Source organism: Lacticaseibacillus zhaodongensis (assembly GCF_009687905.1).
In the GTDB taxonomy this organism is placed as follows: Bacteria; Bacillota; Bacilli; order Lactobacillales; family Lactobacillaceae; genus Lacticaseibacillus; species Lacticaseibacillus zhaodongensis.
Genome location: NZ_BLBG01000002.1, coordinates 160,228 through 175,683, shown reverse-complemented (window position 1 = coordinate 175,683; position 15,456 = coordinate 160,228). Strand labels below are relative to the sequence as shown.

General features: G+C 53.2%; 15 protein-coding genes. 1 reads left to right on the top strand and 14 read right to left on the bottom strand.

Going from position 1 to position 15,456, the window contains the following annotated elements; translation table 11 throughout:
* Positions 1–6: 6 nt before the first annotated feature.
* Positions 7–519 (bottom strand): YfcE family phosphodiesterase, encoded by a 513-nt coding sequence (locus GN107_RS03305; protein ID WP_155286428.1) that lies wholly within the window; start codon positions 517–519, stop codon positions 7–9.
* Between the two features lie 2 nt (positions 520–521).
* Positions 522–1,958 carry a glutamate racemase gene (racE, locus tag GN107_RS03300; protein ID WP_155286427.1) on the bottom strand — a complete coding sequence of 479 codons (1,437 nt, stop codon included), beginning with the start codon at positions 1,956–1,958 and terminating at the stop codon, positions 522–524.
* Between the two features lie 200 nt (positions 1,959–2,158).
* On the opposite strand from racE, the gene GN107_RS03295 reads away from it, so the two are divergent.
* Positions 2,159–2,632, top strand: a complete 474-nt coding sequence (locus tag GN107_RS03295) for a DUF2507 domain-containing protein (protein WP_155286426.1) — start codon at positions 2,159–2,161, stop codon at positions 2,630–2,632.
* Between the two features lie 786 nt (positions 2,633–3,418).
* Here the strand turns inward: GN107_RS03295 and trxA are convergent.
* From trxA to alaS, 12 genes are all read right to left on the bottom strand, one after another.
* Entirely contained in the window at positions 3,419–3,730 is a 312-nt protein-coding gene (gene trxA, locus GN107_RS03290) for a thioredoxin (protein ID WP_155286425.1), read from the bottom strand.
* Between the two features lie 82 nt (positions 3,731–3,812).
* A complete protein-coding gene (locus GN107_RS03285) occupies positions 3,813–6,182 on the bottom strand; it encodes an endonuclease MutS2 (protein WP_155286424.1) in 2,370 nt (789 codons plus the stop codon).
* Between the two features lie 77 nt (positions 6,183–6,259).
* The gene (locus GN107_RS03280; protein WP_155286423.1) at positions 6,260–6,805 is read right to left on the bottom strand and encodes a CvpA family protein; all 546 of its coding nucleotides are present in this window, start codon (positions 6,803–6,805) and stop codon (positions 6,260–6,262) included.
* Positions 6,806–6,819: 14 nt separating this feature from the next.
* Positions 6,820–7,062, bottom strand: a complete 243-nt coding sequence (gene zapA, locus GN107_RS03275) for a cell division protein ZapA (protein ID WP_155286422.1) — start codon at positions 7,060–7,062, stop codon at positions 6,820–6,822.
* 142 nt (positions 7,063–7,204) lie between these two features.
* Positions 7,205–7,885 carry a Crp/Fnr family transcriptional regulator gene (locus GN107_RS03270; protein ID WP_196246234.1) on the bottom strand — a complete coding sequence of 227 codons (681 nt, stop codon included), beginning with the start codon at positions 7,883–7,885 and terminating at the stop codon, positions 7,205–7,207.
* A gap of 321 nt (positions 7,886–8,206) precedes the next feature.
* Positions 8,207–8,764: a ferritin-like domain-containing protein gene (locus GN107_RS03265; protein WP_155286420.1), complete on the bottom strand. Its 558-nt coding sequence runs from the start codon at positions 8,762–8,764 to the stop codon at positions 8,207–8,209.
* Between the two features lie 49 nt (positions 8,765–8,813).
* The gene (locus GN107_RS03260; protein ID WP_155286419.1) at positions 8,814–9,038 is read right to left on the bottom strand and encodes a heavy-metal-associated domain-containing protein; all 225 of its coding nucleotides are present in this window, start codon (positions 9,036–9,038) and stop codon (positions 8,814–8,816) included.
* A 91-nt stretch (positions 9,039–9,129) separates the two neighbouring features.
* On the bottom strand, positions 9,130–11,007 hold the full coding sequence (locus GN107_RS03255) for a heavy metal translocating P-type ATPase (RefSeq protein ID WP_230678545.1): 1,878 nt from the start codon (positions 11,005–11,007) through the stop codon (positions 9,130–9,132).
* A gap of 403 nt (positions 11,008–11,410) precedes the next feature.
* Positions 11,411–11,728 (bottom strand): DUF1292 domain-containing protein, encoded by a 318-nt coding sequence (locus tag GN107_RS03250; protein ID WP_155286418.1) that lies wholly within the window; start codon positions 11,726–11,728, stop codon positions 11,411–11,413.
* A complete protein-coding gene (ruvX, locus tag GN107_RS03245; protein ID WP_155286417.1) occupies positions 11,721–12,179 on the bottom strand; it encodes a Holliday junction resolvase RuvX in 459 nt (152 codons plus the stop codon). The genes GN107_RS03250 and ruvX overlap by 8 nt, the downstream gene beginning before the upstream one ends.
* Complete coding sequence (locus GN107_RS03240) at positions 12,176–12,436, bottom strand: IreB family regulatory phosphoprotein (protein WP_155286416.1); 261 nt, start codon at positions 12,434–12,436, stop codon at positions 12,176–12,178. Before GN107_RS03240 ends, ruvX begins: the two co-directional genes overlap by 4 nt.
* A gap of 69 nt (positions 12,437–12,505) precedes the next feature.
* On the bottom strand, positions 12,506–15,148 hold the full coding sequence (gene alaS / locus GN107_RS03235; RefSeq protein WP_155286415.1) for an alanine--tRNA ligase: 2,643 nt from the start codon (positions 15,146–15,148) through the stop codon (positions 12,506–12,508).
* Positions 15,149–15,456: the final 308 nt, after the last annotated feature.

The following is a 15,456-nucleotide window of genomic DNA, read 5'->3' as shown; positions in this document are numbered from 1 at the left end:
AATCAATCAACGGTCAAACACCCGCGTCAGCTCCGGCCGAATTCCCGTTCGGCTTGCATACTGCACCTTGATTTGCTCAGCATCAACGTCGATGATGGCAAAGGTGCCGCCCAATTTTGCCAGCGGCCCGCGGGGTTGGCTGATGCTGCCGGGGTTAACGATGACCACCCCGGCGTGCTCCTCCGCCAAAGCCACGTGCGTATGCCCATAAATAATCAACTGGGCCCCTGCACTTTGCCCAGCGGCGAGGAGCTTATCCAGCGTCACCCGGACGTTGTAAAAGTGACCGTGCGTCATGAAGACCCGGAAGCCAGCCACATCCGCCGTGAGCGTTTTGGGAAAGCTTTGGTCAAAATCCATGTTGCCGACAACTGCCTGGTAAGTCTTGAACACCGCATCGTTCGCCGCCAATTCGGAGTCGCCAGCATAAAAATAAGCCGCACAATCCGGGTACTCCGTCACGATTTCCTTCAGCACTAGTTCATCGCCGTGCGTGTCACTAACCGCAATAATCCGCATAATTACCTCCGTGAATTGAGCACGTCACCGAGTGCGCGCAAGGCGCGACCCCGGTGGCTGATCGTATTCTTTTGCTCCTGAGTCAGTTCAGCCATTGTCTTACCCAGCTCCGGCAAGAAGAAGAATGGATCATAGCCGAAACCATTCTCGCCCCGGGGCAAGGCGGTGATGACCCCCCTGACCTCGCCGCTAACAACGATATCCGCATCGGGACGGTCTGGTTGCGCAAGCACGAGCGTCGTGTGGAACTCCGCCTGCCGCCGGTCCTTGGGCACGTCAGCTAGATTGGCTAGTAACTTAGCATTATTAGCCGCATCGTTATGCCCCCTGCCGGCATAGCGTGCCGAGAAGACTCCTGGTGCGCCGTCCAGTGCATCAACCATCAGGCCGGAATCATCAGCCAGCACCGGAATGCCGAGCTGCTTACTGTAGCCGTCAGCCTTCAACCGGGCGTTCTCTTCAAAAGTAGTGCCGGTCTCCTCAACTGGTTTGACGTTCGGATAATCTGCCAAGCCCTTGACTTGCACCCCGCGCTCAGCGAAGAATTCGCGAATCTCGGCAATTTTGCCCGCGTTGGTTGACGCAACGACGACCGTCTCACCTGCTTGCGCAAAATCGGGAACGTATGTCCGCGCCTCATTCGTGATGTCGACGTGTTCGGCAGTGAGATCTGCCATATCTAACCACTGGGCGGCAATGTCAACGAACATCTTCGGGTTACCAGTGGTGAAGAACTCCCGGCTGCCCTGCTTGTGTCCCGGGTTCGCAAGGTCAAAGTAATCGAGCAGAACGGAAACTTCACTAACTGTTTCCGCCCCGGAATCAATCAGCTTAACGTCTGGCCCCATCGTCTTCTGGATGAACGGCCGCAGCAACGGGTAGTGCGTGCAGCCCATCACCAGGGTGTCCACGTTTGCGGCCACCATCGGCTGTAGCGTCTCCCGAACGATGCGTTCCGCAATCGGGTCTTGATATTCGTTGCTTTCGACAACGGGCACAAACTTCGGTGCCGCTAAGCTTTCGACCGTGATGTCTTCGTTCCGGGCGTGAATTGCATCTTCGTATGCGCCACTAGCCACGGTTCCTTCGGTGGCAATCACGCCGATCCGCTCACTATGAGTCGCCTTGACCGCGGCCCGCGAACCAGGAACGATGACGCCGACAACCGGAATATCGAGCTTTCCCCGTAAATCAGGTAAAGCCGCCGCGGTGGCTGTGTTACAGGCAATCACAAGCATTTTGATTCCCCGCCGGCGCAAAAAGTTGGTCATCTGCCACGTAAACTCACGGACCTGGCTTGCTGGCCGGGGTCCATAAGGTAATCGGGCCTGATCGCCAAGAAAAATGATGTTCTCGTGGGGCAGCTGCCGCAACGCTTCACGCACAACGGTCAAGCCGCCAACCCCCGAGTCAATGAATCCAATTGGTGCAGCGTTCATGAGCAGTCTCCTTTTCTATGTACCCAGCTAATAAAGGCCGGGAACAGCAAGTGCATTTTGGGAACAATTTCCCACGTTTTCCGTAAAAACTCCTGAACCTCTATTGTTAATCGCTTGCAAAATAAAATCAAGTGCAGAGGTATGCTGATTTTACGCTCGGCGTTTTGTATACTTAGGGGGTAAATCTAGGAGGACTCAAAATGGCTGACGCACAATATACTAACTTGATTAACACCGAAGAAAGTACACCTTACTTTGGGCAGATGATGCTCCGCGACGTGATGATCCCGCAATTACTGGGGCAGAACACCTCTGGCATCATGTACTTTGCGGGCCGCGACCTCGCCGTCAAGCTCCCGGTGGGCGATGAGCGGATTCCTGAATTGTTCGCCGCTCTAGGCCTGGGCACCCTGCAAATCGGCAAAATCAAGACCAAGCTCCGTAATTACACCCTGAGCGGCACGCCAGTTACGACGCGCATCAAGAACTTCAAGGATGCCGATTTCCAATTCGAGGCAGGCTTGCTCGCCCAACTGATCCAACAGGTTCTCGGGATGACCACCGAGGCGGCCAGCAAGGTTGACCGGCACGCGGGAACCGTTGATTTCATCGTCAGCATTGATCCAAGTGAAGAACAAACAATTATCTCAGCAACCCGCCGCGACCGCGGTTAAACCATCTGCACGCAGAGCGTCCGTCATTTCCATGGCGGGCGCTTTTATTGTGGCTGCTGGGGGCGATGGAAATGCCGGGCTGGACGTGCCTCTTCCTCCCACTACGCTGGCGGCAGTGACAGACAGGCAGGCATGCTGGGGTCGTTGCAGACTTGGCACAGTTCGCCAAGTCTTCCGCTGAGCTCCGAGCCCGCCGTGTCGCCATTCGGGCCACGGTAAACTAACAGTTTGAGGACATATCTTTCTTGCGGTCTCTCCACTCACCCCGATAATTACTAGCCTAGCCAAACTGGCTAGACTAGTAATTATCGTTTCAGCATGGTCACTCCCGCCAGCTCCGTTCTGGAAGAGACACGTCCAGCCCTACACAGTCGTTACTGCACTTTTGGATGAAATCCTCCGCAAACTAATTGTTCCGTAGTCTTGTTTCTGGACAAATTATTACCCAAGCAATAACTTCCAAACTTCGTAACGTTAACGCTTTTAAATCTTTTGCAAATTACAATACATAATAATTGAACCCACCATGATACCGGCCAGGCCGTTGTAGCTTTCAAATATCGAGTGTAGGGCGGTCGGGGTAGCTAGATAGCGAAGGAATGCTGCCCCGTGGCGGAGCCGGAAGTTCTTAGTGCTTTAGCAATTAGAACTCCGGACATCGTAGCGAAGCGAAGTGCGGGAGTAGCTACCCCCACCGCCCGGGCGGCTTCAACCCACATCAGTAACAACATAAAGGGGAGCCAGCACGTGATGTGCCGACTCCCCCCAGTTAGTTATTCGATTTAATTAAGCGGTGTACTTGTTCAGAATCTCTTCCAGCTGGTCCTTCGTGTGGTAACCAACGATCTGCTCAACTGGCTTGCCGTCCTTCTTGACGAGCAAAGTTGGGATTGCCTGGATACCGAAATCGCGCGGAGTGTCTGGGTTAGCGTCAACGTCCATCTTGGTGAACTTGACGTCCTTCATAGTCTCTTCAAGCTTCTCGACAACAGGACTCTGCATGCGACAAGGGCCACACCAAGTTGCCCAGAAGTCAGTGAGGACAACACCAGTATCAGTTTCTGCGGCAAAATCATTATCAGTAACTACTTTAACCATGAAAATTCCTCCATTGTTTGTGACAGCTTTTCTTACCTTTAGTAAGTATTATATGATAACCCGTCCCAAAAGTAAAGCCTAACTATTTGAAAGTAACAATCGTGGCTCCGGAACCACCAGCATTGGCCGGTGCGTAGCCGAACTTCGCAACGTTGCGGCTACGCTTCAGGTACTCGGTGACCCCCTTGCGGATGGCCCCTGTCCCTAGACCGTGGATGATGGTGACGGTTGGGTAATTGGCCAGCAGCGCAGCGTCGATGTAGTTGTCCAGATCGGTCATCGCCTCGTTGTAGCGTTCACCACGCAAGTCGAACGTGGTTCCCGGACCATCAGCAATCCCACCAGCACCCTTAACAGTTGCGGCAATCCGCCGTTTTGGTGACTGTGGCTCCGGCTTGACCTTTTCAAGACCATTGTCCTTAACCGCAAGTTTCATGATTCCGACTTGCACTTGCCACTGCTTATTATCCAGCTTTTTGACAATCGTCCCGGTCTGACCGTACTGCAATACTTTGACCGTATCGCCAACGTGGAGCGCCGCCTGGTTCTTGGCGCGGCGCAGCACCTTGTTTTTGATCACCGGCTGCTCGTCCTCGTGCAGTTTGTTCAGCCGCGTTTTGGCGTCAATCAGCTTGTCATCCTTGATGGCCTTAGGGGCTTCCTGCTGGAGTTTCCGCAGTTCCTTGATGATTTTGTCGGCCTCGGTCTGGGCGTTCAAAACGATTGCGTTCGCACGCGCCTTGGCGTCCTTGACCTCCTTGTCGCGCCGCGCGTTCAGTTCGTCGTAACTCTTCTTCAATTCGCTGTGCAAACGGGTGGTTTCGTCCAGCTTAGCCTGCAAGTTAGAGTCGGTCATCGCAGCGGCCTGGCGCTCCTTCTCCAGGTCTGAGATCATGTCGTTCAGCTCGTGGGAATCACTGCTAATAAGTAGCTTGGCCCGGTCAACGATGGTATCTGACAACCCAAGCCGACTAGCAATGTCAAAAGCGTTACTACGTCCAGGGACCCCAATCAACAACTGGTATGTTGGCTGCAGGGTATCGACATCAAAAGCCATGGAGGCGTTGATCGTCTTCGGTGTGTTGTAGCCGTAGAGTTTGAGCTCTGGATAGTGGGTCGTGGCCACAACATCTGCGCCCACTTCACCAACCGCGTCCAAAATGGAAATCGCGAGGGCGGCCCCTTCTTGGGGGTCAGTCCCGGCGCCTAGCTCATCAAACAGGGCCAGGCTGCGGTCATCAATTCGATCGAGAATTGAGATGATGTTGGACATGTGCGCTGAAAATGTGGATAAGTTCTGTTCAATGGACTGCTCATCCCCGATATCAGCAAAAATGTTGCTGAAAACAGCAACCTCGCTGCCCTCACCTGCGGGAATAAACAGACCGGCCTGAGCCATCACCTGTACCAGCCCCAAGGTTTTGAGGGTGATGGTTTTACCACCGGTGTTAGGACCGGTAATGACGATGGCCTGGTAGTCACCGCCGAGCTTGATGTCGTTGGCAACGACCTTCTGCGGATCCAGCAGCGGGTGCCGCGCCTGACGGAGGTTCACCACATTGTCGGGATTGATGGTGGGCTCGCTGCCCTTGATGTCGAGCGCGTACTTTGCCTTCGCGTTGATGAAGTCAAAGTACCCGAGCACGCGCGCATTGTCGAATAAGGAGTCGATATCTGGGGTGATTTCTGCGGACAGTTCCGCCAGAATCCGCGCAACTTCCTGCGTTTCACGCAACTGGGCCTCGCGGAGTCGATTGTTCAGGTTGACGATGGCTTCGGGTTCAATAAAGAGCGTCTGCCCGGAAGCTGACTGGTCGTGCACGACCCCGCCGAAGCGGTTCTTGCTATCAGAACGGACCGGGATCACGTAACGATCATCGCGAATCGTGACGATGGGGTCACTCAAGTACTTCGCACTATTACCGCGCGTAAAGCTCTCCATCTTTTCGCGGATCTGATTCTCAATGGCCTTCACCTGCGCCCGGATGGCACCGAGCTGACTGCTGGCCTCATCGGTAACCGTACCATCATCATCAATCGAGCGCTTGAGTCGGCGTTCTAGGGCCGGCAGCGAGGTCAATTCATCCTTCAGTTCATAGAGTCGCTTGAGCTCAATGGTTTCCTGAATGTCGGTCATGAAATCAACCACAGTGCTGACCGTCTGCAAAACCCGACTGATGCCGGCCAGTTCCGTGCCGTTAAGCACCCCACCAATGCGGACACGTTTCAGGCTCTGACTAATGTCGGGCAGTGAAGGGATGGGAATTCCACCGCGCAAACGCAGGATTTTGGCCCCATCGGCTGTTTCATCCAGCATCTCCTGGACCTTGTCCGGCTTGGATCTTGGCACCAAGCGGGCAGCCATGTCCTTCCCCTTCGCGGTGACCGTGTGGTGCTGCAGACCCTCACGGATGCGGCCGAACTCAAGTGTATTTAGAATCTTTTTGTACATTTTTTCTCCTAACTATCAAAACAGGGACTAGAAACGACATCCAGTCCCTGGCAGCATTTTGTTTGCTGCAATTAACGTTATTGACTAACAATCCACCAGTTTGAAATCAGGTGGGAAAGAATTGGGGTGTACCGAACCATGAGCACTGCAATCGGTGAGTGCCCCAGGAAGTCCTGCAGCCCGTTGACCGGCACGAGTGCCAGCAAGTAAAGAAGCAGGAATACGAAAACATAAGCGCACAGAAAGTTAAGAAAACCGCCAGCCAACTTGTTGAGGCGTTCATCCTCAATGTGGAAATATTCTAAATCCCCGGCTGCCAGTCCGATGATCCGCACAATACACCAGCAAACGGCCAGAACGAAGATAAAAGACACCCCGTAATAGAACGCCGAGTCGAGGCGGAAATCAAGGTTGCTAGCGAAAAATACAAATTTACTGCTTGGCGTCGCCGATGGGTATGGCACCCACAACTCCAGCGCGGGACTAAGAGCTTTGGCGCTCAGCCGAGCAATAATAAAACTCACTAAGTATCCGATCGTGTACACACCCTGCAGTGCAACTCCGCGCCGGGCACCGGCGTAAAAACTGTACGCAAGGAACAAAAGAACAATAATTGTTAACATTCGTTTCTCCCGAATTAGGACTCGGTACTGGTCTCAGCACGCTGGGCTTCAGCCCCAACCTGCTCAGCAATGGCATTGAATGCAAGTAGCACCGCCGCGTCCTCCGTACTGATTTTGGGCGCAAGACGTTTAATCTGGTCCAACTGGTCGTTGACGATTTGCGTTGCAGCGGCAAACTTCGCCGTGCTGCCCCGGCCGATCAAAGTGTAGTTCTTACCACCGATATTGGCCTTGTAACGCCGCTTTTCTTCAGTCATGTCCCCGCCTCCTCATTGGTTTTGCTTTTAATTTTATCATTAAATCATGAGCGCCGCTAGTTTCCAGTGATGGCGGGCTTTTCGGAGCTTGCTAACACCAAAAAAGCGCTCATCAATGTAGATGAGCGCCCCATAATCGCACTTAATTTTCTGCCGCGAGTAACAAGCCATCGCCATCAAGTAATTGAATTCTACCGCGACCATGCTGACTGATGTAACCCCCATCTTCGAAGGTCCGCAAGCGCCGACTGACCGTCTCGGGGCTAGTCCCCAGGTAGGCAGCCAAATCTTTTTTCCGCAGTGGCAAGGCAAAATCCTTACTCCCAAGTGTTGCGGCTGTTTCGACCAAGTAGCTGGCGAGTCGCTCACCCACGCTACTGGTCGTGACGGCCGCTGCTTGGGCCTCAAGTGCAACGACCCGTTGTCCCAGTGCATTGAGCACGTTGCGGGCAAGCGCCGGCTGACTGTTCAGCAGGTGCTGAAAATCATCGCGGCTGATCGTGCACGCCTGGACCTGAGTTAGGGCAATGGCCGTCGTGCTGTAATCACCGCTGCTAAACAGTACGGATTCGCCGTCAAAATCACCAGGGGTCAGCAATCGCAGCATCTGTTCCCGGCCACTGGCTGAATCAGAGCTGACCTTCACCTGCCCCTGTGAAATAATGAACAGCCGCTCGGCACTATCACCAGCGCTGAACAAGTACTCACCCGCATCATAATCCCTGTCTCTTACCAATCCCGCGATTTCGTGCACAACGGAATCATCCATCCCGGAAAAAATCGACACGAGCCGCACACATTCTTCGGCCTCTTTGATATCCACGGTCTGCATCCCCCTTTCAGTTACCTCATAGTTTAATTATAGCGCCAACTACACCAATTCGCTGCAGTGGTGACGCACCAAAGCCAATGCCGGTTGCAGGCATTGGCTTTAAGGTACTTGGTTAACGCTTATTAGTGAGCGGGTCGGCGCTCTGGATTGTAGTCGAGCTGCGCAGGGCAGAAGCCTGCTCCGCTCTGTGTTGTAGTCGAGCTACGACCCGCAAAAGCTTGCGGTTAACCCACTTAGGGAAAATACCTATGACCCGGTATTTACCCTAAGTACGTTAATCCTCAGCTTTTAACCGCGGGTCTCCGCTCTGTGTCAGTCATCCTCGTCATCGTCTTCTTCGTCCAAACCAACGCGAGCGGTGTTGCCTAGCAGCGCTTGATACTCACGGATCTGGCGGTTGTTAAAACCAAGGAGGGCAACCAGCTCGGCTGCTAATGCGGGCCGGTCTTCACGCTCGGCAAGTTTGATGGCCCTCGTCACAAAGAGGTTGTCGGTGTTGAAGTCGTGCACGATCCCGTCAATCAAACCGGCAGCGTCGAGGTATTTGCATTCGCCATGCTCTTCCAACATGTTCCATTCAGCGTACTCACTGGCGATGTTTGCGGGAATCTCGCCCTCGTCCAAGAGGTCCTGGGCGATTCGGTCGATCCATTCATTGTTAGCCAGCCCAGTTTCCTTGAAGTTGGTTGCGAGCTGCTTAGCTTCCGGACCCTTAACGAACCACTCTGCCTGCCGCAAGCGGTTGGTCATGACCACATGGTTACTGATAATGTGGTTGGTCATCGCCCCCGCCGTTGGGTTGTGGTGGTCGTGATCGGATTGCTTAACTTCTGCTGCGTACTGCTGCTTGATGTCGTCTGAAAATGTCATTTTGAAAACTCCCCCTTCGTTAGCCGTGGTTGCCGGTCTGCTTACTAAATTAATCCTTAACCTTGATGCTCTTAACGGTGTAACCCAGTTCCTGAACCACGTTCGCCAGGTCGTCAGCGCTGGTCGCGGCTGAATCGAAGTGGGTCTTAAGCTTTGCTGCGTTGAACAAAACCTTTACGTCCTGAACACCATTGACACCATAGACTGCGTGTTCAATTTTCTGCATGCAAGATGGGCAGGTCAGACCGTCTAACTTCATAATTGCTTGTTTCATAATTATTTACCTCCATCAATAATTTTGTTACGACAAGTTTAGTGCCAACTCGACCAGCCGTCCTTGACCTAAATCAAGTCGGTAAACTTTTTTATTTGTTCCGGAGCAGCCGCAGAGCGTTGGCAATTACGAGCAGGATCGAAGCTTCGTGAACGAACATCCCACTACCCATTTGCACGATTCCGACAAGTAAGCCCAGTAAGAGCAGAACGACGGTGCCGACCGCGATGACAATATTCTGCGTGGTAACGCGGGTCGTACCCTTCGCGGTGCGAACGGCGCTTGCAAGCGTGTCAAAATCCGCCTTGACGAGAACCACATCGGCAGTGTCGAGCGCAACGGCGGTGCCACCGCCCATGCCGACCCCAACATCAGCTGTTGCCAGCGCCGGTGCGTCATTGATACCATCACCGACAAACGCGACCTTAGCACCCTTGTCCTGAGCTTCCTTAACAATGGTCAATTTGTCTTGCGGCAGCAATTCGGCGCGCACTTCGTCAATTGGCAGGCCGGATGCAATTTGCGCGGCAGCGGCTTGATTGTCCCCCGTCAGCATTACAATTCGCTTGATGCCGTGCTTCTTCAAATCAGTAAGACCAGCAGCGGCACCAGGCCGAACGTGGTCCCCAACTGCAACCATGAGCTGGACCGTCCCATCTTTTGCGTAAAGGACAACTGAGTTCCCTGCATTTTGTGCTGCGGTCACAGCTTCCTGGACGGCAGCTGGCAGCACAACACCATTGTCAGCCATGAGCTGCGGATTACCTGCGAGAATCGTTTCGTCAGCATTCACCAGCCCGCGGCCCTTGATCGTGGTCATTTCGGGAGCTGCGTTCAGTTCAATGCCGCGCTTCTTGCTCTCCGCAACGATTGCGTTAGCAAGTGGGTGACTGGAATCAGCTTCAATTGCGGCGAGTTCCGCAAAAGCCTGATCAGTATCAGTCGTGAAGGTCTTAGTTTCGTTAACGTTCATTTTGCCGGTGGTAATGGTCCCGGTCTTATCCATCATTAAGGTGTCGGCACCAGCTAAAGCAGCCACAGCGTTGCCACCTTTAAAGAGGATTCCGTTGCTCGCGGAGCGGCCAATCCCAGCTACGTTGGCGACTGGCGCCCCAATAACGAGGGCCCCAGGGCAACCCAGAACGAGCATCGTGATCGCCAAAGAAATATTCCGACTCACAATGAGAACGAGCAGTGCAATCACCAGTACTGCGGGCGTGTAATACGTCGCAAACTTGTCAATAAAGCGGGCAACTGGTGCCTGTGCGTCCTGGGCGTTTTCAACCAGGTCGATGATCTGGCCAAAAGTACTATCCTCACCAGCGGCACTGGTTTCAACAGTGAGCGCCCCGGAATCAAGTGTCGACCCGGCGTACACATCATCGCCAACTTCCTTCTCGACCGGCTTAGCTTCACCAGTGATCATGGACTCAATTGCGCTGCCGGAACCTTTCAACACCTTGCCGTCAACTGGGATTTGACCACCAGGGCGGACCAGCACTTGGTCGCCTTCGTCAATGTCGTCAATATCGGTCGCAACGATCGTTCCATCTTCCTGAACGACATCCGCCTGTTCGGGGGCCATCGCCGTCAGGTCCTTAACTGCAGACCGTGTCTTGGCGAGCGTCCGTGCTTCCAGGACGTTCCCGAATAGGAAGAGGAAAGTAACGATTGCGGCTTCTTCTGGTTCACCGATTCCTAAGGCGCCAATGCAGGCGATGGTGACCAGAAGTTCGATACTGATGGTCTTCATCTTCAGGGCGCTCCAGGCGCGAATCGCAATCGGGATGGTCCCAAACACACCGGCGATGTACATGATGACCGGCCCCACCGTCCCGAGGTGCAATAAATCTAAACCAAAACTGATAACAATTAGTACGGCTAGCACCGCGGATGTTTTACCTGGATTCTGGCTGTACCACAGATTCAACTTCGTAACTTCTTTACTCATGCTGCTGCTCGTACTCATGATAACTACCTCCGTTTGCCTTCTTGATGGTTCAAGAATAAGGCTAAAAGTGGCAGGCAGCCTTGACGTGCATCAAGTGCAGAAACTTTTCGGAAGTTTTTTTCCAAAATTATTTCTGGACACAAAAAAGGCGCTCGGTCGCAATAAGCAGCTTCGAATTTACCGGCGATCATTACTGCCGGCCGACTCCTGACCGTTAATAGTTATGGTGAGGAGTCGGCCACCTTCGCTACGCTACGGATGTAGGAGAGTATGCGGCAAGCCGCCGACTCTCCTAGCATACAAACGTGGCCCCCAATGCAACTCCTTCCGCTTAACTGAAAAGCGCACCCACTCCCAAAATTCGGGACTAGGTGCACTTTTCTGCTAATGCTCAGGAGTTAACCGCATTGGGGGCCACTCTCTAGTTTTCGTCCTCATCGGCCAAGAAGGTGTTCAGAACTTCCTCAACCATGGACCATTCATCATCGTCTTCAATTGGGAAGAGATCGCCGGAAGATGCGTCCCCCTTCTCGTTTGGGGTGAAGGAAAAGGCTTCGATTTGGACCTCGTCGCCTTCTTCATCCGCGCCCTCTGGGTAAAGCAATACGTACGACTTGCCATAATCTTCAGAATCAAAGGTGAAGAGCACGTTGTACAATTCTTCATTGCCCTTGTCGTCAATCAGCGTAATCTGTTGGTCGTCATCGCCAGGGCGAATGTTTTCGTCGTTATCAGCCATTGTTGTCCTCCTTTTGCAACGCAGTCAACGGACCGTGTGCGTCTAGATAGTTTTGCAGAATGAACTGGGCGGCAAGCTTATCGATCGCTTGTTTTTGCTTGCGCCGCGACACATCTGCGTCGTCAATTAATACGCGGTATGCTGAAACGGTTGTGAGGCGCTCATCTTGAAAATCGATGGGCAAGCCAAACTTCTTTTCCAGGCGGGCCGCAAATGCCTTCGTCTTGGCTACCCTGGGACCGGCGGAATTATTCATGTTCTTCGGCAAGCCGAGAACAAAACCGGCGACATCTTGGGCGGGGACCAGCTTCTTGAGCCGACTCATGCCGAAGTTACCAGCTTCTTCATCAATCGGAATAATCTCAAGACTCTGGGCTGTCCACCCCAGTGGATCGGAAATCGCGACCCCAATGGTTTTAGAACCAACGTCTAGCCCCATGAGGCGCGTCATTGTTTCTCTTTACCGAGGTAGTTGCGAACGAGTTCCTCGATAATCTCATCTCGTTCGTGCTTCCGAATAATGTTCCGCGCATCATTATAACGCGGAATATAAGCTGGATCCCCAGAAAGCAGGTAACCCACGATCTGGTTAATTGGATCATAGCCCTTCTCTTCAAGCGCTGCGTAAACTGTTTCCAAGGTTTCACGCACGTTCTTGGGATCATTGTCACGGAAATCAAAGTGGACTGTCTCGTCTAATGAACTCATGCTCCACACCTCTATTCTTTAGAACTCTACTTCATTTTACTTGATAGTTAAATAAAGTACAAACATTTGTTAAGCGTTTTCTAGGGTTTCCTTCGCAAGCTGAAGTGCCTGACTAATACCGGCTGGCTTTTTACCACCGGCCTGCGCCATGTCGGGCCGACCACCACCGCCGCCTCCAATTGCGGGCGCAATAGCCTTGATCAGGTCGCCGGCCTTGATGCCCTTGCTAATGGCATCCTTGCTGGCAGCAACAAGCAGGTTGACCTTCTCGCAGACGGTTGTGGCCAAAACCAATACGTCGGAAGAACCCTTAGCCTTCCACTGGTCAGCCAGCTGGCGCAGTTCATTCATCCCCGCAACCTGAACCGACTTGGCAATCAGTGTGTACTCACCAGCCTTCTCGGCACTGTCGAAGATGCTGGCAGCGGCCTGACTAGCAATTTTGCTCTGCAGAGCTGCGATTTGCTTCTGGGCGTCACGAAGCTCTTGCTGCAGGCTCTTGGCCTTCGCAGGTGTTTCCTCAACCTTGGCCACCTTGAGTTCGCCCGCAGTCTTGTGCAGCTCATCGGCCTGTGCGGACAGGTATTCGAAGGCTTCCTTAGAGGTCACGGCTTCGATCCGACGGGTGCCGGCACCGATGCCGCTCTCACTCGTGATTTTGAACAGGCCGAGCTCGCTGGTGTTACTTGGGTGGGTCCCGCCATCAAATTCCTTGTTAAAGTCACCGATTGAAACGACCCGGACCACGTCACCGTACTTGTCGCCAAACACGGCAATCGCGCCCAGCTTCTTGGCGCTCTCGATGTCGGTTTCGATGGCCGTGATTGGCAATGCCTTCCAAATCTGCTCGTTGACCATTCGTTCAACCTGGTGCAACTGCTCATCGGTTACCTGACCAAAGTTAGTGAAGTCAAAGCGCAAGTAGTTCGGCTCAACCAGTGAACCCGCCTGGTGCGTGTGTTCGCCAAGAACATTCCGCAGGGACTGGTCCAAAAGGTGGGTCGCGGTGTGGTTAAGTGAAACCTTGTGCCGCCGCTGGGCATCAACCGTCAGACTGTACTTAGCGCCCTTCTTGATTGGGGCACTGAGCTGCAAGGTGTGCAGGTTCTGACCGTTTGGTGCGTGCTGCACGTCGGTAACGGTAGCAACGACCTTGCCCTTTTCATCCTTAACAGTCCCGTGGTCAGCAACCTGACCACCCATCTCGGCATAAAATGGTGTCTTCTCAAAGACAGCCAAGGCGGTGCCGGCGCTCGCACTGTCAACCGTCGCATCATTCTGGATCAGGTCGGTGAGTACCGCACCATCTTCAGCCATGCTGGTCCAACCAGTAAACTTGGAATCGGTCTTGATGTCCATCAAGGTCGTATCCTGGTTACCCATGGACTGCGCGTTACCGCGGGCGGCACGGGCGCGGGCCCGTTGCTGCTCCATGTTGGCCTTGAAGCCGTCCATGTCGACGGTGAGACCGGCATCTTCAGCGATTTCGTTGGTCATTTCAACTGGGAAGCCATACGTATCAAAGAGCAGGAAGGCATCACTACCATCAATCTGCTTGCCGCCATCTTCCTTAACTTGGGCCATGACCGCATCGAGTTTATTCATCCCGCCGTCAAGACTCTGGCGGAAACGGGCCTCTTCAGATTCGATGACCTTCTGAATGTAATCCTTATTTTCGAGGACTTCAGGGTAGTAAGATTCCATGATCTTACCGACAACTGGGACCAGCGTGTAGAGGAAGTCCTGGTCGATACCAAGCTTCTTGCCGTTAACAACGGCCCGCCGAATCAAACGCCGCAAAACGTAACCACGGCCTTCGTTGCTTGGTAAGGCACCATCACCGATGGCAAAAGTAACCGTCCGGGCGTGGTCCGCAACGATTTTGAAGGAAACATCGTCTTCCTTGTTCACACCGTACTTCTTACCGGCGGAGAGCTTCTCCGTCGCCTTGATGATCGGCATAAAGAGGTCAGTCTCGAAGTTCGTTGGCGTGTTCTGCATTACGGAAACGACCCGTTCGAGGCCCATCCCGGTATCAATGTTCTTGTGGGGCTGGTCAACGATACGGCCGTCTGGCAAGTGGTTGAACTGGGAGAACACGATGTTCCAGATTTCGAGATAGCGTTCGTTTTCGCCACCAGGATAGCTTTCAGGGTCGTCTTCTGGCAAGTTGTTCATTTCCTGGCCACGGTCGTAGAAAATTTCGGAGTCAGGGCCACAGGGGCCGCCACCAATATCCCAGAAGTTGTCCTCAGCTTCGTAGATGTGGTCGGGCTTAACCCCGGTCTTTTCCCAGAGTTCCTTGGATTCCTTGTCCTTGGGGTAAACGGTGATGTACAGCTTTTCTGGGTCCATGCCGAACCATTCGTCAGACGTCAATAATTCCCACGCCCACGGGATAACTTCCTTCTTGAAGTAATCGCCAACGGAGAAGTTACCAAGCATTTCGAAGAAGGTGTGGTGCCGGGCAGTCTTACCAACGTTCTCAATATCATTCGTCCGGATCGACTTCTGGGCGTTCGTGATCCGCGGATTTTCAGGAATAACACTACCGTCAAAATACTTCTTGAGGGTCGCAACCCCGGAGTTGATCCACAGCAGGGTCGGGTCGTCCTTAGGAATCAGGCTCGCGCTTGGTTCAACGTAATGGCCCTTACTTTTAAAGAAATCGAGAAACTTTTGGCGCACTTCTGCGCTACTCATTTGCTTCATCTTGTTGCTTCCTCCTGTTTGTTTGAGCTGACCGCTGCACTGATGTACCGCGAATCTTTTGTGCGCCCACCGTGATGGCCGCACCAGCTCCATAAAGATATAAATAGCACCGCCGCAATTTCAAGGACGCCTAAGCGCGGTACCACCTTGATTGCAACGATGCTAGTCGTTAACCACTTCATTAAGTATATAAATTGCTGACGAATCAGGGAGCACTACCCGCGGTTACCGGACTAATCTCAGCATTTAGTCCTTTCTGTAAGGTGTCACCCGCGCGCAGCATATCCTAACTTCTCGAATTATAAATT

Excerpts from the sequence above, each read along its gene's own strand:
- GN107_RS03305 (WP_155286428.1), bottom strand. The coding sequence starts at position 519 with ATGCGGATTATTGCGGTTAGTGACACGCACGGCGATGAACTAGTGCTG.
- racE (WP_155286427.1), bottom strand. The coding sequence starts at position 1,958 with ATGAACGCTGCACCAATTGGATTCATTGACTCGGGGGTTGGCGGCTTG.
- GN107_RS03295 (WP_155286426.1), top strand. The coding sequence starts at position 2,159 with ATGGCTGACGCACAATATACTAACTTGATTAACACCGAAGAAAGTACA.
- trxA (WP_155286425.1), bottom strand. The coding sequence starts at position 3,730 with ATGGTTAAAGTAGTTACTGATAATGATTTTGCCGCAGAAACTGATACT.
- GN107_RS03285 (WP_155286424.1), bottom strand. The coding sequence starts at position 6,182 with ATGTACAAAAAGATTCTAAATACACTTGAGTTCGGCCGCATCCGTGAG.
- GN107_RS03280 (WP_155286423.1), bottom strand. The coding sequence starts at position 6,805 with ATGTTAACAATTATTGTTCTTTTGTTCCTTGCGTACAGTTTTTACGCC.
- zapA (WP_155286422.1), bottom strand. The coding sequence starts at position 7,062 with ATGACTGAAGAAAAGCGGCGTTACAAGGCCAATATCGGTGGTAAGAAC.
- GN107_RS03265 (WP_155286420.1), bottom strand. The coding sequence starts at position 8,764 with ATGACATTTTCAGACGACATCAAGCAGCAGTACGCAGCAGAAGTTAAG.
- GN107_RS03260 (WP_155286419.1), bottom strand. The coding sequence starts at position 9,038 with ATGAAACAAGCAATTATGAAGTTAGACGGTCTGACCTGCCCATCTTGC.
- GN107_RS03255 (WP_230678545.1), bottom strand. The coding sequence starts at position 11,007 with ATGAGTACGAGCAGCAGCATGAGTAAAGAAGTTACGAAGTTGAATCTG.
- GN107_RS03250 (WP_155286418.1), bottom strand. The coding sequence starts at position 11,728 with ATGGCTGATAACGACGAAAACATTCGCCCTGGCGATGACGACCAACAG.
- ruvX (WP_155286417.1), bottom strand. The coding sequence starts at position 12,179 with ATGACGCGCCTCATGGGGCTAGACGTTGGTTCTAAAACCATTGGGGTC.
- GN107_RS03240 (WP_155286416.1), bottom strand. The coding sequence starts at position 12,436 with ATGAGTTCATTAGACGAGACAGTCCACTTTGATTTCCGTGACAATGAT.
- alaS (WP_155286415.1), bottom strand. The coding sequence starts at position 15,148 with ATGAAGCAAATGAGTAGCGCAGAAGTGCGCCAAAAGTTTCTCGATTTC.